This is a genomic window from Nocardioides sp. NPDC006303, assembly GCF_040613175.1.
GTDB lineage: Bacteria > Actinomycetota > Actinomycetes > Propionibacteriales > Nocardioidaceae > Nocardioides.
In genome coordinates this window covers 25,405-45,579 of record NZ_JBEXRR010000038.1, presented here as the reverse complement: position 1 = coordinate 45,579, position 20,175 = coordinate 25,405, and the positions used below count along the sequence as shown (strand labels likewise).

At 68.8% G+C, this 20,175-nt stretch carries 26 protein-coding genes and 3 tRNA genes; 14 read left to right on the top strand and 15 right to left on the bottom strand.

Annotated features, from left to right (window positions below; genetic code table 11):
- Entirely contained in the window at positions 1 to 318 is a 318-nt protein-coding gene (locus ABZY89_RS23230; RefSeq protein ID WP_355231020.1) for a GNAT family N-acetyltransferase, read from the bottom strand.
- Between the two features lie 96 nt (positions 319 to 414).
- On the opposite strand from ABZY89_RS23230, the gene ABZY89_RS23225 reads away from it, so the two are divergent.
- Genes ABZY89_RS23225 through ABZY89_RS23215 form a run of 3 tightly spaced genes read left to right on the top strand, consistent with a single transcriptional unit; the run spans position 415 to position 2,935 of the window.
- Positions 415 to 1,602 carry a CE1758 family FMN-dependent luciferase-like monooxygenase gene (locus ABZY89_RS23225; protein WP_355231018.1) on the top strand — a complete coding sequence of 396 codons (1,188 nt, stop codon included), beginning with the start codon at positions 415 to 417 and terminating at the stop codon, positions 1,600 to 1,602.
- Positions 1,602 to 2,288 carry a CE1759 family FMN reductase gene (locus ABZY89_RS23220; protein ID WP_355231016.1) on the top strand — a complete coding sequence of 229 codons (687 nt, stop codon included), beginning with the start codon at positions 1,602 to 1,604 and terminating at the stop codon, positions 2,286 to 2,288. Before ABZY89_RS23225 ends, ABZY89_RS23220 begins: the two co-directional genes overlap by 1 nt.
- A complete protein-coding gene (locus tag ABZY89_RS23215; protein WP_355231014.1) occupies positions 2,285 to 2,935 on the top strand; it encodes an NAD(P)H-binding protein in 651 nt (216 codons plus the stop codon). The genes ABZY89_RS23220 and ABZY89_RS23215 overlap by 4 nt, the downstream gene beginning before the upstream one ends.
- Here ABZY89_RS23215 and ABZY89_RS23210 read toward each other — a convergent pair whose 3' ends face one another.
- Entirely contained in the window at positions 2,936 to 3,436 is a 501-nt protein-coding gene (locus tag ABZY89_RS23210; RefSeq protein ID WP_355231012.1) for a MarR family transcriptional regulator, read from the bottom strand. It abuts the gene before it with no gap.
- A 69-nt stretch (positions 3,437 to 3,505) separates the two neighbouring features.
- Positions 3,506 to 4,417 (bottom strand): AraC family transcriptional regulator, encoded by a 912-nt coding sequence (locus ABZY89_RS23205; protein ID WP_355231010.1) that lies wholly within the window; start codon positions 4,415 to 4,417, stop codon positions 3,506 to 3,508.
- 73 nt (positions 4,418 to 4,490) lie between these two features.
- Between ABZY89_RS23205 and ABZY89_RS23200 the strand changes: the two genes are divergently transcribed.
- The 4 genes from ABZY89_RS23200 to ABZY89_RS23185 all read left to right on the top strand — a co-directional run bounded on the left by ABZY89_RS23200 (position 4,491) and on the right by ABZY89_RS23185 (position 7,701).
- Positions 4,491 to 5,279: an NAD(P)H-binding protein gene (locus tag ABZY89_RS23200; RefSeq protein WP_355231009.1), complete on the top strand. Its 789-nt coding sequence runs from the start codon at positions 4,491 to 4,493 to the stop codon at positions 5,277 to 5,279.
- A complete protein-coding gene (locus tag ABZY89_RS23195; RefSeq protein ID WP_355231007.1) occupies positions 5,276 to 5,710 on the top strand; it encodes an anthrone oxygenase family protein in 435 nt (144 codons plus the stop codon). The genes ABZY89_RS23200 and ABZY89_RS23195 overlap by 4 nt, the downstream gene beginning before the upstream one ends.
- A 276-nt stretch (positions 5,711 to 5,986) precedes the next feature.
- Entirely contained in the window at positions 5,987 to 6,490 is a 504-nt protein-coding gene (locus ABZY89_RS23190; RefSeq protein ID WP_355231005.1) for a hypothetical protein, read from the top strand.
- Positions 6,490 to 7,701 carry a PrsW family intramembrane metalloprotease gene (locus tag ABZY89_RS23185; RefSeq protein WP_355231004.1) on the top strand — a complete coding sequence of 404 codons (1,212 nt, stop codon included), beginning with the start codon at positions 6,490 to 6,492 and terminating at the stop codon, positions 7,699 to 7,701. The genes ABZY89_RS23190 and ABZY89_RS23185 overlap by 1 nt, the downstream gene beginning before the upstream one ends.
- A gap of 146 nt (positions 7,702 to 7,847) precedes the next feature.
- Here the strand turns inward: ABZY89_RS23185 and ABZY89_RS23180 are convergent.
- A tRNA-Arg gene (locus ABZY89_RS23180) sits at positions 7,848 to 7,920 on the bottom strand.
- A gap of 107 nt (positions 7,921 to 8,027) precedes the next feature.
- Between ABZY89_RS23180 and ABZY89_RS23175 the strand changes: the two genes are divergently transcribed.
- Complete coding sequence (locus ABZY89_RS23175) at positions 8,028 to 9,083, top strand: LuxR family transcriptional regulator (protein ID WP_355231002.1); 1,056 nt, start codon at positions 8,028 to 8,030, stop codon at positions 9,081 to 9,083.
- Positions 9,084 to 9,160: 77 nt separating this feature from the next.
- On the opposite strand, the gene ABZY89_RS23170 is transcribed toward ABZY89_RS23175, so the two are convergent.
- From ABZY89_RS23170 to ABZY89_RS23160, 3 genes are all read right to left on the bottom strand, one after another.
- On the bottom strand, positions 9,161 to 9,307 hold the full coding sequence (locus tag ABZY89_RS23170; RefSeq protein ID WP_355231000.1) for a hypothetical protein: 147 nt from the start codon (positions 9,305 to 9,307) through the stop codon (positions 9,161 to 9,163).
- Positions 9,308 to 9,487: 180 nt separating this feature from the next.
- A tRNA-Ser gene (locus ABZY89_RS23165) sits at positions 9,488 to 9,581 on the bottom strand.
- Between the two features lie 43 nt (positions 9,582 to 9,624).
- Positions 9,625 to 10,119 carry a hypothetical protein gene (locus ABZY89_RS23160; protein ID WP_355231040.1) on the bottom strand — a complete coding sequence of 165 codons (495 nt, stop codon included), beginning with the start codon at positions 10,117 to 10,119 and terminating at the stop codon, positions 9,625 to 9,627.
- A gap of 90 nt (positions 10,120 to 10,209) precedes the next feature.
- On the opposite strand from ABZY89_RS23160, the gene ABZY89_RS23155 reads away from it, so the two are divergent.
- A complete protein-coding gene (locus ABZY89_RS23155) occupies positions 10,210 to 10,515 on the top strand; it encodes a hypothetical protein (protein WP_160026227.1) in 306 nt (101 codons plus the stop codon).
- Between the two features lie 60 nt (positions 10,516 to 10,575).
- Here the strand turns inward: ABZY89_RS23155 and ABZY89_RS23150 are convergent.
- The 4 genes from ABZY89_RS23150 to ABZY89_RS23135 all read right to left on the bottom strand — a co-directional run bounded on the left by ABZY89_RS23150 (position 10,576) and on the right by ABZY89_RS23135 (position 13,557).
- Positions 10,576 to 10,663, bottom strand: a tRNA-Ser gene (locus ABZY89_RS23150).
- A gap of 42 nt (positions 10,664 to 10,705) precedes the next feature.
- Entirely contained in the window at positions 10,706 to 10,936 is a 231-nt protein-coding gene (locus ABZY89_RS23145) for a biotin/lipoyl-binding carrier protein (protein ID WP_355021828.1), read from the bottom strand.
- 49 nt (positions 10,937 to 10,985) lie between these two features.
- Positions 10,986 to 12,695 (bottom strand): hypothetical protein, encoded by a 1,710-nt coding sequence (locus ABZY89_RS23140; RefSeq protein ID WP_355230998.1) that lies wholly within the window; start codon positions 12,693 to 12,695, stop codon positions 10,986 to 10,988.
- Between the two features lie 85 nt (positions 12,696 to 12,780).
- Complete coding sequence (locus ABZY89_RS23135; RefSeq protein ID WP_355230996.1) at positions 12,781 to 13,557, bottom strand: carbon-nitrogen hydrolase family protein; 777 nt, start codon at positions 13,555 to 13,557, stop codon at positions 12,781 to 12,783.
- A 23-nt stretch (positions 13,558 to 13,580) separates the two neighbouring features.
- On the opposite strand from ABZY89_RS23135, the gene ABZY89_RS23130 reads away from it, so the two are divergent.
- From ABZY89_RS23130 to ABZY89_RS23120, 3 genes are read left to right on the top strand one after another with little or no spacing between them, the layout of a single operon-like run.
- Complete coding sequence (locus tag ABZY89_RS23130) at positions 13,581 to 14,150, top strand: NTP transferase domain-containing protein (protein ID WP_355230995.1); 570 nt, start codon at positions 13,581 to 13,583, stop codon at positions 14,148 to 14,150.
- Positions 14,151 to 14,159: 9 nt separating this feature from the next.
- Positions 14,160 to 15,134 carry an NAD(P)H-quinone oxidoreductase gene (locus tag ABZY89_RS23125; protein WP_355230993.1) on the top strand — a complete coding sequence of 325 codons (975 nt, stop codon included), beginning with the start codon at positions 14,160 to 14,162 and terminating at the stop codon, positions 15,132 to 15,134.
- Between the two features lie 14 nt (positions 15,135 to 15,148).
- Complete coding sequence (locus ABZY89_RS23120) at positions 15,149 to 15,739, top strand: bacterial proteasome activator family protein (RefSeq protein ID WP_355021820.1); 591 nt, start codon at positions 15,149 to 15,151, stop codon at positions 15,737 to 15,739.
- On the opposite strand, the gene chrA is transcribed toward ABZY89_RS23120, so the two are convergent.
- Complete coding sequence (gene chrA, locus ABZY89_RS23115; protein ID WP_355230991.1) at positions 15,736 to 16,872, bottom strand: chromate efflux transporter; 1,137 nt, start codon at positions 16,870 to 16,872, stop codon at positions 15,736 to 15,738. The two genes, ABZY89_RS23120 and chrA, sit on opposite strands and share 4 nt — an antisense overlap.
- Before the next feature lie 164 nt (positions 16,873 to 17,036).
- Here chrA and ABZY89_RS23110 point away from each other — a divergent pair, with 164 nt between their 5' ends.
- Positions 17,037 to 17,252: a hypothetical protein gene (locus ABZY89_RS23110; protein WP_355230990.1), complete on the top strand. Its 216-nt coding sequence runs from the start codon at positions 17,037 to 17,039 to the stop codon at positions 17,250 to 17,252.
- A 266-nt stretch (positions 17,253 to 17,518) separates the two neighbouring features.
- Here the strand turns inward: ABZY89_RS23110 and ABZY89_RS23105 are convergent, their stop codons facing one another.
- Genes ABZY89_RS23105 through ABZY89_RS23095 form a run of 3 tightly spaced genes read right to left on the bottom strand, consistent with a single transcriptional unit; the run spans position 17,519 to position 19,060 of the window.
- Complete coding sequence (locus ABZY89_RS23105) at positions 17,519 to 18,088, bottom strand: NUDIX domain-containing protein (protein WP_355230988.1); 570 nt, start codon at positions 18,086 to 18,088, stop codon at positions 17,519 to 17,521.
- A gap of 10 nt (positions 18,089 to 18,098) precedes the next feature.
- Positions 18,099 to 18,428, bottom strand: a complete 330-nt coding sequence (locus ABZY89_RS23100; protein ID WP_355230986.1) for a YnfA family protein — start codon at positions 18,426 to 18,428, stop codon at positions 18,099 to 18,101.
- On the bottom strand, positions 18,425 to 19,060 hold the full coding sequence (locus ABZY89_RS23095; RefSeq protein ID WP_355230984.1) for a histidine phosphatase family protein: 636 nt from the start codon (positions 19,058 to 19,060) through the stop codon (positions 18,425 to 18,427). Before ABZY89_RS23095 ends, ABZY89_RS23100 begins: the two co-directional genes overlap by 4 nt.
- 129 nt (positions 19,061 to 19,189) lie before the next feature.
- Here ABZY89_RS23095 and ABZY89_RS23090 point away from each other — a divergent pair, with 129 nt between their 5' ends.
- Positions 19,190 to 20,140: a WYL domain-containing protein gene (locus ABZY89_RS23090; protein WP_355230982.1), complete on the top strand. Its 951-nt coding sequence runs from the start codon at positions 19,190 to 19,192 to the stop codon at positions 20,138 to 20,140.
- The last annotated feature ends 35 nt before the right edge of the window (positions 20,141 to 20,175 follow it).

Here is a 20,175-nt window from a genome sequence, read left to right as displayed (position 1 = left end):
TCAGTCCTTCGCCGTCGACGGGGGCACGCGCTTCACGAGTGCGACGTACTCGCGGTGGTTCCCGATCCAGCCCTTGATGAACGGGCACAGCGGCATCACCTTGCGCTCGCTGGTGTCGCGGACGTCGTCGAGAGCGAACCTGGCGATCGCCGAGCCGACGCCCTTCCCCTCGTACGCCGGGTCGACCTCGGTGTGGGTGAACACGATCAGGTCGGTGGCGAGGATGTACTCCGCGAACCCCACCACGGTTCCGTCCACACGCGCTTCGTAGCGCAGACGTTCTGGGGCATGTGCGACCTCAATATCGATGTCTGTCATCTCTCGTCCTTGCTCGGTGTCCGCGTATTTGTTTGCGCGCACAAGTATCCTACCCGCGCAGGCAAGTTGCTCCTTCGACCGTTAGGACCACGCATCATGCAGTTCGGGATCTTCAGCGTCGGGGACGTCACCCGGGACCCGACCACCGGCTACACGCAGAGCGAGGCGGAGCGCATCCGCAACATCGTCCGCCTCGCGCAGCGAGCCGACGAGGTGGGCCTGGACGTCTTCGCCATCGGGGAGCACCACAACCCGCCGTTCATCCCTTCGTCGCCCACGACCCTGCTGGGCCACATCGCGGCGCTGACGGAGCGCATCATCCTCAGCACATCGGTGACGCTGATGACGACCAACGACCCCGTCAAGGTCGCCGAGGACTACGCGATGCTCCAGCACGTCGCCGACGGCCGGCTCGACGTGATGCTCGGAAGGGGCAACACCGTCCCGGTCTACCCCTGGTTCGGGAAGGACATCCGCCAAGGCGTTGCCCTGGCGCTGGAGAACTACAACCTGCTCCACCGGCTGTGGCGGGAGGACGTCGTGGATTGGGAGGGCAAGTTCAGGACTCCATTGCAGGGTTTCACCTCGACACCGCGACCGCTGGACGATGTCGCGCCGTTCGTCTGGCACGGCTCGATCCGAACTCCCGAGATCGCCGAGCAGGCGGCGTACTACGGCAACGGCTTCTTCGCCAATCACATCCTGGCCCCCAATCTCGCCTTCAAGCCGCTCGTCGACCTCTACCGCAAGCGGTTCGAGCACTACGGCCACGGCACCGCGGACCAGGCGATCGTCGGCCTCGGCGGGCAGGCGTTCATCGCCCGCCGGTCGCAGGATGCGGTCGAACGATTCCGCCCGTACTTCGAAGCCTTCCCCGTCTTCCGCGGAGCGCGCTTGGAGGATTGGATGACAGGTACGCCGCTGACGGTCGGCAGTCCGCAGGAGGTCATCGACAAGACGCTGACGTTCCAGGAAGGCTTCGGTGACTACCAGCGCCAGCTCTTCTCGGTCGACAGCATGGGCCTGCCTGTCGAGGTCGCACTGGAGCAGGTCGAGATCCTCGGAACCGAGGTCGTTCCAGTTCTGCGCAAGGAGATGGAGTCGCGCCGCGCGGCAGGCGTTCCCGAGGCACCGACCCATGCCTCGTTGGTCGCAGCCAAGTACGGCGACGGCGAGCCCCGCCAGCCGCGGCCGAACCCCAATCGTGGCGACAACCTGTCCGGCCCGTCCCCCTACGAGGACAGCGACCCGACCGTCGCCGCCCAGTTCCCGGCGGCGCTGTGATGAGCGACGTGACCATCGCCGTCCTCACCGCCGGCGTGAGCGACCCGTCCTCGACCCGGCTCCTCGCCGACCGAGCGGCCCAACGCACCGCCGACGCCCTGGCTGCCTCCGACCTGAGCCCGACGTTCCGCTCGATCGATCTGTCGACGATCGCGGTCGACATCGCCCAGGCACTGGTCTCCGGCATGCCGAGTCGAAAGGTCACCGCCGCCATCGAGGATCTCGCGGAGTCCGACGCGATCATCGCGAGCACCCCGGTCTACAAGGCCGGGATCAGCGGGCTGTTCAAGTCCTTCGCGGACCTTCTCGACAACGACCTGCTCATCGCCAAGCCCGTCCTCCTGGCCGCCACCGGAGGCACGAGCCGGCACGCAATGGTCGTCGACGAGCAGCTCCGGCCACTGTTCGCGTTCCTGCGTGCGATCCCGATGCCGACATCCCTGTACGCCGCCCCGGAGGACTGGGGCTCACCGGACCTGGGCGACCGGACCTCCCGAGCGGCCGGCGAGCTGGCCATCTTCCTGCGGAATGGCACCGGCCCCCAGATCGCTGAACAGAACTGGGGCCGCCATCGACATCAGTTCGGCGGCACCGCTGCGGGCGCGCCGCAATCGGTCGACGATGTCGACTTCTCGACCGACCTGATGCGTCTCGCGGCCGGCGGCGAAAGGGAGCAAGGAACGTGAAGGTACTCATTCTCGGCATCAGCGGCGCGATCGGCGCTCTGCTGGCCGACAAGCTGACCGCGGGAGGGACCGAGGTTCACGGGCTGGTCAGAAAACCGGCACAGCAAGTCGACCTCGCTGCGCGCGGCGTCGAGACCACGCTCGGCGAGCTGAGCACGATGTCAGCCACGGAACTGGCACGCGCCGCAAACGGTTCCGATGCGATCGTCTACACCGCAGGCTCCAACGGCGGCGCTCGCGAAGTCACCAAGGCGATCGATGGCGACGGCGTCGCCAAGGCTTTGGAGGCAGCACGCCTGGCGGGGGTCAGACGGTTCGTACTGGTCTCTGTCCTCCCCGAGTCGTGGCGCGAGCGCGACAACCCGGACGAGGTCGAGTACTACTTCGCCGTCAAGAAGCAGGCCGACATCGCCGTCACCCGCAGCGACCTCGACTGGGTGATCCTCCGCCCCTCGCTACTGATCGATGACCCTGCCCTCGGCACGATCTCACTCGGCCCTGCCGAGGCCCACGGCGAGATCGCTCGCGCGGACGTCGCCGAGACCCTCACCGAACTACTCCTCGAGCCACGCATCCGACGGCAGATCCTCGAGCTCAACACCGGCACCACCCCGATCCGTGAGGCCGTCCGGGCCAACGTCTACTGATCAGCGGCCGCGGCGACGAACCGGCGGTCCGATCTCGGCCTGAGCGATCGCCGCGAGCGCATCGGCGAACGCGGCCAGATCGACGTTCTGGAGATGATCCACCACGTGGCGCCGGACACTCTCCAGGTGCACCGGCCAAGCCTTCTTCAGACACTTCAGTCCGGCCGGGGTCAAGCGCGCCAGCTGGCCGCGACCGTCCGTCGTCGAACGGATCCGCTCGACCAAGCCCGCACGCTCCAACCGCTCCACGACACGGGTCAGCCCGCTGACCGAGATCGCTACGTAGTTGGCGAGCTCGCTCATGCGCAACGAGCGCTCAGGAGCCTCGGACAGGTTCATCAGCACGGTGTACTCCGTGAGACTCAGGCCCTCCGACTGCATGAGATCGGAGTCGAGCACCCGCGGAATCACCACGACTGCCCGCCCCAACGCACGCCAGGCAGTCTCCTCCTCGGGCGACAGTGGGGCCACCTCCCCAGTTGCTGCACTCCGACCATCCATACCGATGAGGCTAGCGGGTAGTTGCTTGACGTAATAACGATCCCTTGGGCGGCCGAAGTCACCCAGGGCTCAGGCGACGTGGCGGCTCCGGAAGGAGGTCGGCGAGGTGCCGTGCAGACGCTTGAAGGCAGCGCTGAGGGCGAACGCGTTGGCGTAGCCGACGCGAGCGGCGATCGCCGACAGGGTCAGGTCGGTGCCGATCAGCAGGTCGGCGGCCAGGGCGAGCCGCCACCGGGTCAGGTACGCCAACGGCGGCTCGCCGACATGCTCGGTGAAGCGCCGAGCCAGAGCGGCTCGCGAGAGACCGACCTGCTCACCGAGGCCGGCGACCGTCCACGGCAGCTGTGGGTGCTGTTCCATGGCGCGCAGCACCGCGGCCACCGCGTCATCGGCGGGAAGGGCCGGGGAGGCCGCGAGCACCTCACGCACGGCTTTGACCACGAGTACGTCCAGCAATCGGTCGAGCAGGGCCGCCTGGCCGGCCTCCTCGCGCACCAACTCTGTGGACAGGAGGTCGAGAACGGCGGTGTCGAAGCCGCGCAGCACCACGCTGGTCGGCAGCCGGGACAGCAGCAGCGAGCCCACCGAGGTCTCGCGCTCATAGGTCCCGATGAGCATCACGGTCGCCTCCGGCGAGCGACTGTTCCCCCAGGTGCGTACGCCCAAGGCCAGCTCCTCGGCCAGCAGAGCCCCGCTCGGGTCGACGCAGACCTGGCCGGGCAGGATCCGGATGTCGGCGGGGCGATCGGCCGAGTCGGCGATGACATAGGTCGCCGGCCCGCGGCACACGATCACGTCACCTGCCGCCACCTCCTGCGGCCCCTCGCAGCCGGTGAAGACCGCCCGGCCGCGTGCGATCGCGATGACCGTGAGCGGCACGTCGTCCTCAGCGGTGATCGACCACTCCCCGGCGAACACGGCCTTCAACAGGAAGGCGGCCTGGGCCCGTGGCCCGTCCATGAGCAGATCCAGCGACGACATGGTGAGACGATAACGCATGCTGCCTGGAGCCGAACGTATTCCGTCGTCGCTCCCGGCGGGCCAGATTAGAGGCATGACAACTCTCATCACCGGCGCCACCGGCAAGACCGGCCAGCGCGTCGCCCGCCGCCTCGAGACCCTCGACCACGACGTACGGGCGGTCACGCGCCACTCGGCAACCCGGTTCGACTGGCACGACCGGACCAGCTGGTCGGAGGCCCTCGACGGTTGCGAGTCGGCCTACCTGACCTTCCAGCCCGACCTCGGCCTGCCGGGTGCCGACGAGATCATCGGTGCGTTCGCCGCCCAGGCGGTCGCCGCCGGCTGCAGCCGGCTCGTACTGCTCTCCGGCCGCGGCGAGGCGGGTGCCCAGCGAGCCGAGCAGGCCATGATGGCCTCGGGCGCTGAGTGGACGATCCTGCGTTCGGCCTTCTTCCTGCAGAACTTCACCGAAGGTGCGTTCGCGGACGAGCTCGCGGCCGGGTCGCTCACCATGGTCGAGCACACCGTCGCCGAACCGTTCGTCGACGCCGACGACATCGCCGCCGTCGCCGTCGCAGCCCTCCTCGACAAGGGCTATGTCGGCCGGGTCCTGGAGCTCACCGGCCCGCAGCTGCTCACCTTCGAGGAGGCCGCGCACGCCATCGGCGGGCCCGCCGTCACGTACCGCTCCATGCCCACCGAGGACTACGTCGCGGTCCTGACCGCGGCCGGGTTGCCGGCGCCCGACGCGGCCGGCCTGGCGTACCTCTTCGAGGAGGTTCTCGACGGACGCAACGCGTACGTGACCAGCGACGTCGATGCGGTCCTGGGCCGCGCAGCTCGAAGCATCGATGACGTCGACCGGGGTGAGCAGTCATGAGCGAGCTCGTACTCACCGGCGCGAGACTGCTCAACGGCGTCACCGCCGGCATCTACATCGCCTTCCTCGTCGCCTTCATGCCGGCGCTGCACGGCCAGCCGGACGAGGTCTACGCACGGGTCATGAACCGGCTCAACGTGGTCATCGTCAACCCGGTGTTCCTGGCCTTCTTCCTGGGCGCCCCGCTCCTGGCCCTGATCCTCCTCGGATGGCACCGGACCCCGCTCTCCATCACCGCCGCCTGCCTCGCCGTCGCCGCCGTCGTCATCACCTTCGCGGCGAACCTGCCGCTGAACGACGCCCTGGCGAACGGCGGCGCCGTGTCCTCGTTCGAGAAGCCCTGGCTGATCTTCCACACCCTACGAACCCTCACCGCCACCGGCGCCTTCGTCCTTCTCAGCCTGCCCGGAACGATCACGGATCGGGCCTAGGCGCCCGAGCAACGTGACGTCAGCCGCAGTGCGGCAGATCGGCTGCGAGCCGAGGGCACCGCGGCGTACCTTCGTTCACGACGGATCGTCGGGGAACCAAGCAGGTCGGCAGGGGGCCGGGCTGCGGCGGTGGACGTCATGGCGTGAGGGGTTGGGATGACGTCGTCGCAGGTGGATCGACGGGTGCCTGTGGAACACAGGTGGCTGGGGCTGGACCGGAGGTCGATCCCGTACGCATTGGTTGCGTTCGCGGTCTTAGCCCTCTGGGCGTGGGTGATGCCGTGGGTCGACGACCAGGTGACATGGGACGACTCGACACGTACGGGTGAGGCATTCCAGGTGACCGAGGACGTGACGATGGCGGTCCCGCCCGGGTGGGGAGTGGTCGCCGGTCTGCGGACGACGGACGACCCGCGCGGGGGTGAGGATGCGGCCGATCAGGTCGTGCTGGTCAAGAACGGGGTGGCGTTCTCGATCCTGCAGGGCCCGTTCGACGAGAGCCCGGTGCGGCTGCTCGACCAGGCCGAGCGGATCACCGGAGCGTCGACGGAGGGATACCACGTCTCGAGCGAGACACGTGATGTCACGACGGCTGCAGGGCTGCGCGGGGTTGCCTCAGAGTTCACCACCCCCGAGGGCGCGGGAGTCGTGACCGCGTTCGTCGTCGATGGCCGCGGCATCGAGATCCAGACCGTGGGCCCGCAGTCCCAGCTCACTGCGATGAGGACGGAGACCGACGCGATGATCGACTCCCTTGCCAAGAGCGGAGACGAGTCTTGATGAGCACCACGACCGACGATGCCAGCACGCCGGACATCCCCGCGACCCCTGAACTGCTAGCCCGGCGTACGGCGGCGATCGCGGAGTCCGGCTGGGGAGCCAGCTTCCACCTCTTCCAGCCCCGCAACCTGTGTCTGTGGGTCTACCTGCTGCTCGTCGTCATCGGCGCTCACCAGCTCTATCAGATCGCAGTCCCCACGGCGGGGGTGTTCGCGGAGGCCGACATCGCCGGGGTCGCGTCGGCCGGCGTCTTCTGTCTGGTGTTCCTGCTGTTCCTCCATTACTTCGACCGCTATGAGCGCACCCCGGCACTGCTGGCAGCGACCGCGTTCATCGGTGGCGGGATCGGCGCCCCGTGGGCGATGGCTCTACCCGGCAATGCTGCGTTGATGGACATCTACACCAAGACCTTCGGCCAAGCCTGGGCAACAGACTGGGAGGCCGGCCTCACAGCGCCCTTCGTGGAGGAGACCGCCAAGGGCGCGGTGTTTCTGCTGATGCTCGGTCTCGCGCCGGTGGTCATCCGCACGGTCTACGACGCACTCATCGTCGGTGCCTACGTCGGCCTGGGCTTCCAGGTCCTCGAGGACATGCTCTACGGCCAGAACAGCGCCTACCAGAACTTCGGGGTCGACCAGGTTGGATCGGTGCTGCACACCTTCGTCCTCCGGTCCGCAAGCGGGGTCGCCTCCCACGCGATGTACACCGCGATCTTCGCGGCCGGCATCCTCTACCTCGTCGGCACCCGCGCCCAGCCACGCCGTGTCGGCCGCGGGCTACTGCTGATGGCTGCAGCCGTGCTCGTCCACGGCCTCTGGGACTCGATGCTCGCCCTCAGCAACGCCAACGGTTTCGTCATGGCTGCCCTGATGATCGGCATCACCCTCACCAGCGTCGGGGCGCTCTTGGTGGCACTTCGCTGGGGCGCGCACCGCGAGCGCGGCTGGCTGCGCGACGTGCTGGCACCGGAGGTCACCAACGGCACCATCACCGAGCTCGAGCTCACCGCCCTTGCCGGTGAGCCGTCGCGCCGACGCAAGGACCGCAAAGCGGCTATCGAAGGCCGCGCCGACGGCATCAGCAGGCGCCGCCAGAAACACGTCCTCGCCGCCAGCCTCGATCTAGCCCACGATCTCTCCGAGAGCAACGGCAAGGACACCTCGTCCGTGCAGCACTCTCGCGCCGAGGTCCAACGGCTGCGGACTCATTGAGTTTCGCTCACGGGCCGCGTCCTCGACCCCACCCCGACCTTGGCGTGCGGCGGAAGAGAGCGACGTGGAGCCGGGTGCGCAAGCCGGGAAAGAAGAACCGCCTCACCCCGGCGATCTGGCTGGGATGAGGCGGTTCTGAGGTGCTGCGCGCCTGTAGGGATTCGAACCCCAAACCTTCTGATCCGTAGTCAGATGCTCTATCCGTTGAGCTACAGGCGCAGTGTTACCGAAGCAACGTGTAGAAGATTAGCGGAAGATGGTCCGTGACCAGAAATCGCCACGTGTGAGAAGATCTGGCGCTAGCCACAGCATCGGGGAGGTGGAGCGTGAGCAAGCGTCAGCCCACGCCGTCAGGCGAGGAGAAGAACGTGAACGACGAGGGACGAACGCCCAGGACGCGTGCACTGCTCGAGGCCAAAGGCATCGAGCTCTTTGAGCTGATCGCGGAGAAAGGGCCGCTGCCCTCGTCCGACGCGAGGATCACAGAGGGCGGTGAGTTCGCAGAGGCGCTGACAGCGCTGGTCGAGCTCGGGCTCGTACGACGGCCTGACGAGGACCCCACGACGTGGACCACGGTTGACCCAGCCACCGTCCAGGCGCAGGTCGTGACCCCCATGACCCAAGAAGGCATCCGCCTTCTGCAGGAGTCGGCGGAGTGGGCGAACGACTTCGCTGCGCTACGCAGCGCGTGGCGTCGGTCTGCGCCGGCTGACGAACTGGGCCCGTTCGCCTACATGCACGGACCCGCGATCCAGCGCTACATCGATTCCTTGGTCGCGGAGTGTGAGTTCGAGGCGCTCACCGCTCAGCCGCAGGAAGGCCGGGACACCGGCACCATTCTCGCGAACGCCATCGAGAAGGACACCCAGCTCATCCAACGAGGGGTCAAGCTCCGCACGCTCTATCAGCACTCCGCCCGAAGAAACAGCGGAACTCGAGAGTACGTCGCCGCCGTCACCGCGGCAGGAGCAGAGGTGCGCACCCTGGACGAGTTCTTCAACCGCACGATGATCTTCGACAGGAACGTAGCGATCATCCCTGGTCCCGAGGGTCTCGGGGCCGCGGTAGCGATCCGCGAGCCCGCCATCGTCAACTACTTGGTCGACGTCTTCGAGCGGGCTTGGGAGCGCGGGCGACCGTTCTCGTCGGCAGACTCGACAACCCTCAAGGACATCGCCGGCGAGCAGCGCACGATGACCCTGCGCATGCTCATCGAGGGCCACTCCGACCCTGCAGCGTCGAAGCGGCTGGGCGTCAGCCCGCGGACCTACGCGGGATACGTCGCCGATCTCAAGGAAGAGTACGACGCGGAGACGCGGTTCCAACTCGGTTACGAGATCGGACGAGCCGGCGCCGGGATCGAAGGAGGGGTTTCCGAGTGAGGTCGAGACCGATCCTCACTCGGAACCAGCGCTTCTAGCCACTGCCAGAAGCGTCTTGCCTCAGTGCGCTACCAGCCTCACGGCCAGGTAGTGTCGCTAGCAACCTTGATGGGCTTGATGGGCCACGTGGTGTCAGCCTGTGCAGATGCCGTGGCACCAAACATGCTGACCGCGATGACGGCCGCCGAGGCCAACGCAAGAGCGGCAACGCGTGCGAACTTCATGCTCGTTCCTTCCTGATCGCGAGGCCGATGCTGGTGCCGAGAGGCCTACGGATTGATTATTGTGCAGGTCGAGACGTTTCGGGTAACCCAAGTTCCGGCGTACGGACTTTTGCATTGCTTAAAATTGCAGGTCAGAATGCAGTTTGGCCCCCTCATGAAGGGGGCCAAACACATTTAAACTGGCGGAGGCGGAGGGATTTGAACCCTCGATGGGGTTTAAGCCCCAAACTCGATTAGCAGTCGAGCGCCATAGACCGGACTAGGCGACGCCTCCATACCGCTCGAACAGGCTACAAGACCTGCACTCCTGGGACCAATCAGGGCGCGTCGGACGATCCCGCGGTGGTGTCGAGCGGCTTGATGGTGGCCTTCAGATAGACTTGGAGCTCGCGCACGAACTGCTCTCGGTCGACGCTGAGGATGGTCACCGGGATCGTGGTGGCGCCACCCTTCTTGAGCCGCAGCTCCAGGCACGGCGTGCCGCCAGGCATGGTGGTCACCGCCTCCTGGATGTCGACCCAGCGAGCCTCGCGCACACCGGCGCCTCGCACGAACGCGACCCGGTAGCCCTGGGCGCTGGCGCGCAGGACGTACGCCTTGTTGCGAAGCCACCAGCCGAACCCGATCACCGCGGCGACGCCGACGAAGAGCGGGATGAAGAGCCATGCGAAGTCGATCCGGGCCGCGATCACGACGGCCGTGCCGGCGAAGACCAGGAGCGCCAGGCCGACCATGGCGGCGCCGACGAGGCGGGCCTGCACGGATGGCGCGAGGCGGTAGTAGGTGAGCTCAGCAGATGACACGTTCTCCATTGTGGCCGACACGGGAGCCGAGAGCCGCATCGGCTTGCTCCTTTACGTGACCTAGGTCACAATCAGCTCATGACAGGTGTGCTTCCCAATATGTCGGATGCTCTTCGGGCCCTGGATACCGCTATCGCCGCTCCCCGTCCGGGGGCCAACGTCGGTCTCTGGCGCTGGTCGGTGCGCCAGCGCCTCGGAGGCGTACGTGAGGCGTTGCTGGTCCTCGACACCGGTCAGGAGTGGCATGCCCTCACCGATGTCAGCGCGCTCCGCGACCGCGGCACGCTGCTGAGCAGGCTCGCCGTCCTCGCGGACGACGTGCTCGACCGCACCGACCTCGAGGATCTGCTCCTCGAGCTGCGGCGGTTGATGATCGACGTGGATCGCCACCTGCAAGAGGTCTAGCTCTGGCAGGGCCACACCCTTGCCAACGCCCCCTCAGCCAGCTTTCGCTGGCGCTCAATCTGGCAGAGAGGGCGGGATTCGAACCCGCGGTAGGTCTCCCTACGACCGCTTTCAAGGCGGTTCCGATCGGCCACTCCGGCACCTCTCCATGCGCCCGTAGGCGCGTGGCCGAGTCTAGTGCGCCTGAGCCTCAGGCGCTCAACTCGACGAGAACGTCGCCTTCCTGGACGACGTCTCCGGAGGCGACCTTGACCGCCACCACGGTGCCCGGGGCCTCGGCGAGGACCGGGATCTCCATCTTCATCGACTCCAGGAGCATGACGGTGTCTCCGACGGCCACCTTGTCCCCCGGTTGCACTCCGACGCTCATGACGTTCGCGACCATCTCGGCAGCGATCGTGGTGGGGGTTCTGCGGCTCATACCCCAGAACCTATGGGTTACCGCGTGGTAGCCCTAGCTAGAGAGCGCCTCAGAGCAGGGCGTGCGTACGGCCCGGCTCGGGGCGGACGGCGCTGGCCTCGTCGGCCTCACGGGCCGCCCTGCGACCGCTGCCGGCGGCCGTCGAGCCGGTGAGCGCGAGGTCGATGCGGATGATGACGAACGCGATCACCAGACCGATGAGGATGCTGTAGACGACCGAAAGAGCAGCCTCGGCGAGCCCGACATCGGGGTTGAGGAACGTGCTGGCGACCGGCGCGGTGAGCGCGACACCGAAGAGGCAGACCCACCAGCCCTGGCGGCGCCGGGAGCGCATGTGGGTGCCCCAGACCAGCGCCGGGACCCCGAAGAGCGCCTGGATCGGGTGCGGGTAGCCACCGATGTGGATGCGGCACCAGCGCTGCATGTCGTCGACCGAGTCCATCAGGCCGGTGCTGCCGTAGCGGCGCAGCATCTCGGCGTAGATCAGGGTGAGCGCGAGCATCAGGCCACCGATGCCGACGATGATCGCGCCGCGACGACCGAGGCCGTGCAGGCCGGCACCGAGGCGGTAGACCGCGAAGAAGGCGATCGCGAGCGAGCAGGCCAGCGTTGCGTACTCGAATCGGGAGACCATCACCACCGGCTCGAAGCCGAGCGCGGCGAAGCTGCCCAGCGCGGCGATGCCGACAGCGATGAACGTCTCCCGGATCGTCTTCGGGAAGCGACGCGACGGGACGGTGGCCATCACCGCGAGGACCGCCGCCACCGATGCGACGAGAACCGCCGCACCCGTACGCAGCGCCTCGTTGTCCATGAGCACCACGACGAGCCCGGCAACCCCTGCCAGGGAGCCGAAGATCAGCGGGCGGCCACCGGTGCGGTGAGCCAGCGCGAAGGTGTAGGCGGTGCCGACCACGACGGCGCCGAGGCTGCCGAAGATCTCCGGGCCCAGGTCGAAGGCACTGACCACGAGGCCGAGCACGCCAACAGCGAGCGCGACCAGCCAGATCGCCCGGACGGTGCCGGCGGTCAGGCTCTCGATGATGCCGAGTCCCGCGCGGGCAGCGCCAGCTCCGGGGACCCGCGGCTGCGCGAGGAACGAGGTCACCTTGGCGGCGGTCGTCGGCCGACCGGGCGTCTCGGTTTCGTAGGGGCCTGCGGGCTCGTGGACCGGCTCGAGATGGCCGGACTGGTAAGGGTCGGGCTGATAGGCGGGTTGCTGGACGTGGGGCGGCGTCTGCGGCGCCTGGGCCAGGCCGGTCGTGCTGAGGTAGGGAGCAGGCGTGGAGTAGGCCGGCGCCTGCCAGGCACTCGGCGGCGGTGCGGTCGGCCCGCTCAGGGCGGGCTCGGGCTCGGCCCGGTAATCCGGCGCGGGGTAGCCGCCGTAGGAGGGCTCCTCCGGTGCGGTCCGCGCGGCACGCTTGCCCGTGTAGCCGTTCGGCTCGTCGAACTGCTCGGGCTCGGCACGGCCGGCGATCCGGCGACCACCGCCCGTGGAGGGAGGCTCCTGAGCCTGCTGGCGCTCGTCGTACCACGTCTCGTCGGTCCAGCCGTTCTCGCTCCAGGCCGGGCCGTTGCTCTGCCCGCCGAAGGTCTGACCGGTGTCCTGATAGCCGTTCCAGTCGTCCTCCGCCCACTGGTCATACGCCAGCGCCTCGCTCGAGGTCGGCTCCACGTAGGCGGGTGTGGGCTCGCTGCGACCGGCTGCACGACGGCCACGCTTGCTCTTGTCAGCGCGACGGCGGGGGGCTCGGTCCATAACAGGCGAGGATACCGGGGAAGGGGTGAACCTAACGAGTCATCGATATCCGTTTACCGCTGTGACGGGGAGTTGTTGACCGAGGTCACATTCTGCGGTTGACCAGGGAGGGGTTGGTGCGACGCGCCTCCTCGAGCACGGCTCGATCGATCGTCGCGGAGACGATCTCGTCGCCGTCGCCGGCCTCGGCCAGAACGTCCCCGAGAGGGTCGACGACCATCGAGTGACCGCAGTAGCGAGGGGCCGACTGGGCGGCCGCCGCGATGAAGGCGGTGTTCTCGATCGCGCGTGCTCGCACGAGGGTGCGCCAGTGGTCGACCTTGCGCGGGCCGGCGACCCACGCGGCCGGCAGCACGATCAGCTCGGCTCCTCGGTCGACCAGACGCCGGGCGAGCTCGGGGAAGCGCAGGTCGTAGCAGGTCATCAGCCCCGTCGGCACCCCGTCGATGTCGACCACGACCGGCTCGATCTCGCCCGCGACCAGCGCGTCTGACTCCTTGTAGCCGAAGGAGTCGTAGAGATGGATCTTCCGGTACGCCGCCTCCGCACCGCCCCGCACGAGCAGGGTGTTGAACGGCCGGCCGTCGGGATCGCCGCTGGTCTCGAGCATCCCGGCCACCACCGTGGCGCCGCGCTTCTCAGCCACCCGGGACAGCTCGGTCCCGAAGGGCCCGTCCTGGGCCTCGGCGTACGGACTCAGGTCGGATCCCGGCTTGCCGAAGTCCCTGGCGAAGACCTCGGGGAAGACGACCAGATCGCTGTCGCTCGGTGTCAGCTCGGCCAGGAGCGACCGATTGGCGTCGGGCTCGAGACCCGAGGCCTGCTGCACGAGACTGATCCGGAGGCTGTTCCAGGTGGTCACCTCTCCAGACTAGGGTCTGTCGTGTGACTGCTTGGGACGAATGGGAGCCGTACGCAGCCGTGCTGCTCGCCGGAGGACGCAGCTCCCGCCTCGACGGGATCGACAAGTCCGGCATCGAGCTCGGCGGTCGGACGATGCTGGCCTGGGCGCTGGACGCCGTTGTCGACGCGATGGAGGTCGTCGTCGTGGGCGACCCGGTGCACACCGAGCGCCCGGTGACCTTCGTCCGCGAGGACCCCCGCTTCGGCGGCCCGGTCGCCGCCCTGCTGACCGGCGTGGACGCGTTGCTGACCCCGCGGGCGTACGTCGGGGTGATCGCCGTCGACATGCCCTTCCTGCGGCCGCGGACACTGTCGCGGCTCCGGGAGGCGGCCTTCGGTCGCGACGGTGCCGTGCTCGTCGGGCCCGACGAGCGTCGCCAGCTGGCCCTGGTCCTCTCCACCGAGCGGCTCGCCGAGGTCCGCCCGGACCACGAGGGGCAGCACGGGATGCCGTTGCGCAAGCTGCTGGCCGACCTCGATCTCGTCGAGGTCCCCTCCGAGGGCGACGAGCATCGCGACATCGACACCTGGACGGACTTGAAGACGCTCTAACGTGTAGGCATGCGAGCCGTCGTAGCCGAGCAGCCCGGAGGGCCCGAGGTCCTCACCGTCACCGACCGTCCCGACCCGGAGCCGGCAGCTGGTGAGGTCGTGATCGACGTCGCCGCCGCGGGCCTCAACCGGGCCGACCTGCTGCAGCGGCAGGGCTTTTACCCGCCGCCGAAGGGCGCCAGCGACATCATCGGGATGGAGTGCAGCGGCGTGATCTCCGCGGTCGGCGAGGGCGTCGAGGGGTGGCAGGAGGGCGACGAGGTTTGCGCACTCCTGGCCGGCGGCGGCTACGCGACGAAGGTCGCCGTCCCGGCCGGACAGGTGATGCCGGTGCCCGAGGGGGTCGACCTGGTCACCGCCGCGGCGCTCCCCGAGGTCACCACCACCGTGTGGTCCAACGTGTTCATGGTCGGCGGACTGACCCCCGACGAGACCTTCCTGGTCCACGGTGGTGCCGGCGGGATCGGCACGATGGCGATCCAGCTCGCTGGCCAGATCGGCGCCCGGGTGATCACCACGGTCGGCTCGGCCGAGAAGGCCGAGCTCGTCAAGTCGCTCGGCGCCGAGGTGGCCATCAACTACAAGGACCAGGACTTCGTCGAGGTCGCCAAGGTCTACGGCGGCGCCGACGTCATCCTCGACAACATGGGCGCGAAGTACCTCGCCCGCAACATCGACGCCCTCAACCCCGAGGGCCGTCTGGTCATCATCGGCATGCAGGGCGGCACCAAGGCCGAGCTCGACATCAACGCCCTGCTCCGCAAGCGGGCCGCGGTGATCGCCACCAACCTCCGCGGCCGCCCGGTCGAGCAGAAGACGACGATCTGCGCCGAGGTCGTCGAGCGCATCTGGCCGATGGTCGAGGCCGGTGAGGTGAAGGCGGTCGTGCAGGACGTACTTCCTCTTGCGGAGGCCGCCGAGGCACACCGGCTCATGGAGTCCGGCACGCACACCGGCAAGATCCTGCTGACCACCGGACGCTAGGTAGGGTTGAGCGCATGACGCAGGAGCAGACCGGGGAAGTCGTGGTCATCGGACCCGACGGGCAGCCGATCGCGGTGCCCGCCGACGTACTCAAGGGCGCCACCGCGCCGGAGGCCGACGGGGACGAAGAGCGCGATGTGACCGACCTCGTGGAGCAGCCCGCGAAGGTGATGCGGATCGGTTCGATGATCCGTCAGCTGCTCGAGGAGGTGAAGGCCGCCCCGCTCGACGAGGCCTCCCGCAACCGGCTCCGCGAGATCCACCAGGCCTCGATAAAGGAGCTCGAGTCCGGGCTCGCGCCCGAGCTGGTCGAGGAGCTGGAGCGGCTCTCGCTGCCGTTCGCCGAGCAGCAGACGCCGTCCGAGGGTGAGCTGCGGATCGCGCAGGCGCAGCTGGTCGGCTGGCTCGAGGGTCTCTTCCACGGCATCCAGACCGCCATCTACGCCCAGCAGGTCGCCGCGCGCGCCCAGTTCGAGCAGATCCGCAAGGGCCTGCCGCCGGGCGTGAGCCTCTCCCCCGAGGGTCAGCCGACCCCCGGCCAGGGCGGGCCGCAGCAGGGCGGCCAGCACGACCACGGCGACTCCTCCGGCGGGCTCTACCTCTAAGGAAGCGGCCCACCGGCGAGAGCCACGACGACCCCGACCCCTGCCGCGAGCAGGAGCGTGAGCACCACCCCACGCTTGAGCAGCAGCAGGAGTACGCCGGCGGCAGCCAGCACCACCCACTGCCACCATTCGCTCGTCGCCAGTGCCAGCGGGACCGCGGACCCGAGGATGGCACCGATCGCAGCCGGCCCAGCGCCGTCGAGGAACGCGCGGGCGAGCGGCGAGGAGCGCAGCGCCTCGAAGTGCCGTCCGCCCGCGATGATCATCACGAACGACGGCCCGAACGCGATCACGGCAGCGCCCAGCGCCCCGAGGAGTCCGGCCGCCGCGAACCCGACGACTGCGACGGTGTGGACGACCGGGCCCGGGGTGATCTGCCCGAGCGCGACCGCGTTGAGGAACTCGGCGTCGCTCATCCAGCCGTAGCGGTCGACCGCATCGGACTGCATCAGCGGGATGATCACGAACCCGCCGCCGTACGACAGCGCGCCGACCTTGAAGGCCGTCCACGCCAGCGGCGCTGCGACCGCGGCGGTGAGCGCTCCCTGGGCCAGGACGGGCACCGTGAGGACGGACTGGAAGGAGTTCGTACGCCACGGCCTCCGCATCGCCACCTCGATGAGCCCGGCGCCCACGAGCACGAGAACGACCCAGGCCCCGGTGGTCGCGGCGGCGACGGTGCCGACGACGGCGTAGAGGATCCATCGCGAACGCGACGGGGTCCGCTCGTAGGAGGACGGCACCAGCGCCCAGCCGGCCGCGACCGCGACCGCGGCGACCGCCGCACCGGCACCGGCGCCCGCGCCCAGCACCCACGCGGGCGGGTCGCCCAGGAACAGCGCGGCCAGGGCGACGATCAGCACCAGCCCCGGCAGGATGAACGCGAGCCCGCCGACGAGCGCGCCGAGCGCTCCCCGGACCCGCCAGGCGGTGAAGATCGCAAGCTGTGTCGAGGAGGGTCCGGGGAGCAGGTTGCAGGTCGCGATCGCGTCCTCGAACTCCTCCGGCTCCACCCAGCCACGGCGCTCGACGACGGTCTCGCGCAGCAGGCGGATGTGTGCGGGCGGACCGCCGAACCCGATGACACCGATCCGGCCCCACTCCCGAGTGATCTCCACCAGCGTCGTGGTCATGACGCGCAGCGTACGGGCTCGGCCTGATGTTTCTCAGTTGTGGGTCTTATGTAACTCCAAAGTGGCGAAAAGCTGCGTCATGACCTGGTCGCAACCCCGTTTCTCTCACGTGAAGGCCGCCGGACAACGTGCGGCCAGCGCCGTCCGCCGAGAAGAGGAACACCATGGCTACCACCACGATCACCGCACGTCACCGCAGTGACCTGACCGCCGTCGAGTCGCTCCGCAACAACGTCGTCGACGCCGTCCGCAGCCTCCGCAAGCCCGACCCGTCCGAGCACAAGCACCGCGGCGGGATGCCGCCGGCCGTCGGCACCACGATGTTCGGCGTCGCCGCCGTGGCAGCCACCGGCATCGTCGCGCTCGGCGTCTTCCGCTGACCATGCGCCTACATCTTCGGTCCGTCGTACACAGCCTGATGCTGTGGGTGGACGCCCTGGGCCTACTGAGGGGGAGGGCCAGGGCGCGGTCGGGGGGCCGCACCACGGACTGAGTGCCGTCGCACGAGCGGGATCGGGGGATTCACGCTCGAGCGGACGGCACACGCGAGAGATCTCGTCGCACCGAGGGATATCGACAGATCTCGCAAGACCGCAGCCGACCATCGAGGGGGATGGTCGGCTGCGGCGTTTCCAGAGGCCGTAGGTCAGGCCGGGACCGTCGACTCCTCCACCCATCCGCCATCGGCAGGATCGGAGGCGGCCGCGTCGCGGCGTACGTCGGCGTCCTTCCACAGGTCGAGCAGCACCGCCGGCCAGATCTCCTCGTCGGTCGCCGCGAGCTCCTCGCGCGTCCACCAGCGGTGCTCGGCCATGGTGAGGAGTTCCTCCTCGGTGTGGCCGGCGGTGGAGACCTCGAAGGCCGGCACCCAGCACGCGTAGAAGACGTCGTCCTGGTCGATGACCACGTCGCTGTAGCCGTGCACCACGGTGCGCCGCATCGTCGGCCCGAACAGGTCGGCCTCGGTGACCCGGAGGCCGGTCTCCTCCTCGAGCTCGCGCACCGCAGCGACTCGCTCGCTCTCGCCCGGATCGATGCCGCCGCCGGGGGTGATCCACCAGCGCGCTCCCGGGATGCCCGGGTCGGAGTCGGCGAAAAGCAGGATCCGGTCGCGGTCGTCGATCAGGAGCACCCGGACCGTGCTCCGGGTGCGGCGTGGCCGCTCCTCCGGAGGTACCGGGACGAAGGTGCGTGGGGAGTCTTCCTCGGAGGCCATGGCGCCATCTTCACCCACGCGGCGCGTACATGATCACGCCCATCCCGGCGAGACACATCGCAGCACCGGCGATGTCCCAGCGGTCGGGCCGGTAGCCGTCCATCGCCATCCCCCAGGCGATCGAGCCGACGACGAAGACACCGCCATACGCAGCCAGGATCCGCCCGAAGTGGGCATCGGGCTGCAGCGTGGCGACGACGCCGTAGAGGCCGAGCGCGATGAATCCGGCGCCCACCCAGAGCCACCCACGATGCTCCCGCAGCCCTTGCCAGACCAACCAGGCGCCACCGATCTCGGCGATCGCGGCCAGCACGAACAGCAGGAGCGAGCGGAGGATCAAAAGCCGTCGCCGATCAGGTGCGCACCGCCCAGCGGGTCGTTGTTCCAGGAGATCGTCGTCCAGCCCTCCTCCAGGCTGCCCTCGACGACCGCGAGGCCGGTGTTGCGGATCCGGTTGTCGTCGCCGAAGGCGGGCGACCGCGTGGTGCGCAGCCCGGTCCACATCCGGATCGCTGCACCGTGCGAGACGATCGCGACGGTGTCATCGGGATCGTGCTGCTTGACCACGGACTGCACCGCGGCGTCGTAGCGCGCCAGGAACTCGTGGCCGGCCTCGCCGCCCGGGACCGGCGTCTCGAGCGTGCCGCGGATCCAGTCTCCGAGCGCCTCGAGATAGGCCGTCACCGACTCCTTGTCGGTAGCCATCTCCAGGTGGCCGGCACTGATCTCCTCGAACCCCTCCTGCACGACGACCGGTATCCCGAGCCGGTTGGCGAGCGGCTCGGCGGTCAGCTGCGTACGCAGCAACCGGGAGGCGTACAGACCCGCGATCCGCTCCCCCGCCAGCGCATCCGGCACCGCCGCGGCCTGGGAGAGTCCGAGCTCGGTCAACCCCGCCCCCGGGAAGGCAGTGTCGAGCGCCCCCGAGACGTTGCTCGGGGTCTGGCCGTGTCTGATCAGCAGAAGTCTCATATGCCGGTAAGGGTACGGCGCCCCAGCCCCGCCGAGAAGTCACTTTGGACGGCCGAGACGTCGCTCACGTCGGCCGAGGCGTCACCGACTACGCTGATTCCGGACGAACTACTTCCGGGAGCCGCCACGATGGGACACGACGAGAGCCCGACCGCTCGGGCGCTGCTCACCCTCGAGCTGCTGCAGTCCTCCCCCGGCATCACCGCCGAACGGCTGGGCGAGAGGCTGCGGGTGACCGAGCGCGCCGCCCGTCGCTATGTCGCGATCCTGCGGGAGGCGGGGATCCCGGTCGAGTCCGAGCGCGGTCCCTACGGTGGCTATCGGCTCGGCCGAGGGATGCGTACGCCGCTCATCTTCACCACCGCGGAGGCGCTCGGTCTGGTGATGGCCCTGCTCGACGGTCACCACGACATCGCCGACGCCACCGGCCCGGTCGGGAGCGCGGTCGGCAAGATCGGCCGGGTCCTGCCCGAGTCGCTGTCCCAGACGGTGGCCGCGGTGCGGCGTACGATCTCGGCCGTCCCCGATCAGAGCGCCGTCTCACCCGATCCCGACGTCACCACGAGCCTGGTCCAGGCCTGCGACTCCCGGCGTCGCACCACCATCGCCTACACGACCGAGAACGGCAACGAGCGCAAGATGGTCGTCGACCCCTGGGCGGTCGTCGTGCGCCACGCCCGCTGGTACCTCCTCTGCTGGTCGCACACCGCCGACGCGCGCCGGGTGCTTCGGGTTGACCGGATGGGCGCCGTCGACATCGAGGAGACCAGCTTCGTACGTCCCGAGATCGACCCGGTCACCGAGGTCGAGGAGCACCTCGGCGAGGGCTGGGCCTATGCGGTCGAAGTCGTCTTCGACGCCCCGTTCGCGCAGGTCGACCGCTACCTTCCGCGCGTCCTGGGCCGCCTCGAGCCGATCGACGACGGCCACTGCCGTCTCGTCGGAAGCACCAACAGCCCGGACTGGTACGCCCAGGAGCTAGCCCGCCGCGCCGTCCCCTTCCGGGTGGTCGAAGGCGACGAGGTACGCCGCTGTGTCGCCGTCCTCGGCCAGCGACTCCTCGACGCCGCCGCGCGCTGACCGCCGAGACGTCACCGGCGTCGGCCGAGGTGGCA

Bases quoted from the DNA above. Each gene is read 5' to 3' on its own strand.
- ABZY89_RS23230 (WP_355231020.1), bottom strand. From the start codon at position 318: ATGACAGACATCGATATTGAGGTCGCACATGCCCCAGAACGTCTGCGC.
- ABZY89_RS23225 (WP_355231018.1), top strand. From the start codon at position 415: ATGCAGTTCGGGATCTTCAGCGTCGGGGACGTCACCCGGGACCCGACC.
- ABZY89_RS23220 (WP_355231016.1), top strand. From the start codon at position 1,602: ATGAGCGACGTGACCATCGCCGTCCTCACCGCCGGCGTGAGCGACCCG.
- ABZY89_RS23210 (WP_355231012.1), bottom strand. From the start codon at position 3,436: ATGGATGGTCGGAGTGCAGCAACTGGGGAGGTGGCCCCACTGTCGCCC.
- ABZY89_RS23205 (WP_355231010.1), bottom strand. From the start codon at position 4,417: ATGTCGTCGCTGGATCTGCTCATGGACGGGCCACGGGCCCAGGCCGCC.
- ABZY89_RS23200 (WP_355231009.1), top strand. From the start codon at position 4,491: ATGACAACTCTCATCACCGGCGCCACCGGCAAGACCGGCCAGCGCGTC.
- ABZY89_RS23195 (WP_355231007.1), top strand. From the start codon at position 5,276: ATGAGCGAGCTCGTACTCACCGGCGCGAGACTGCTCAACGGCGTCACC.
- ABZY89_RS23190 (WP_355231005.1), top strand. From the start codon at position 5,987: ATGCCGTGGGTCGACGACCAGGTGACATGGGACGACTCGACACGTACG.
- ABZY89_RS23185 (WP_355231004.1), top strand. From the start codon at position 6,490: ATGAGCACCACGACCGACGATGCCAGCACGCCGGACATCCCCGCGACC.
- ABZY89_RS23170 (WP_355231000.1), bottom strand. From the start codon at position 9,307: ATGAAGTTCGCACGCGTTGCCGCTCTTGCGTTGGCCTCGGCGGCCGTC.
- ABZY89_RS23160 (WP_355231040.1), bottom strand. From the start codon at position 10,119: ATGGAGAACGTGTCATCTGCTGAGCTCACCTACTACCGCCTCGCGCCA.
- ABZY89_RS23155 (WP_160026227.1), top strand. From the start codon at position 10,210: ATGTCGGATGCTCTTCGGGCCCTGGATACCGCTATCGCCGCTCCCCGT.
- ABZY89_RS23145 (WP_355021828.1), bottom strand. From the start codon at position 10,936: ATGAGCCGCAGAACCCCCACCACGATCGCTGCCGAGATGGTCGCGAAC.
- ABZY89_RS23140 (WP_355230998.1), bottom strand. From the start codon at position 12,695: ATGGACCGAGCCCCCCGCCGTCGCGCTGACAAGAGCAAGCGTGGCCGT.
- ABZY89_RS23125 (WP_355230993.1), top strand. From the start codon at position 14,160: ATGCGAGCCGTCGTAGCCGAGCAGCCCGGAGGGCCCGAGGTCCTCACC.
- ABZY89_RS23120 (WP_355021820.1), top strand. From the start codon at position 15,149: ATGACGCAGGAGCAGACCGGGGAAGTCGTGGTCATCGGACCCGACGGG.
- chrA (WP_355230991.1), bottom strand. From the start codon at position 16,872: ATGACCACGACGCTGGTGGAGATCACTCGGGAGTGGGGCCGGATCGGT.
- ABZY89_RS23110 (WP_355230990.1), top strand. From the start codon at position 17,037: ATGGCTACCACCACGATCACCGCACGTCACCGCAGTGACCTGACCGCC.
- ABZY89_RS23105 (WP_355230988.1), bottom strand. From the start codon at position 18,088: ATGGCCTCCGAGGAAGACTCCCCACGCACCTTCGTCCCGGTACCTCCG.
- ABZY89_RS23095 (WP_355230984.1), bottom strand. From the start codon at position 19,060: ATGAGACTTCTGCTGATCAGACACGGCCAGACCCCGAGCAACGTCTCG.
- ABZY89_RS23090 (WP_355230982.1), top strand. From the start codon at position 19,190: ATGGGACACGACGAGAGCCCGACCGCTCGGGCGCTGCTCACCCTCGAG.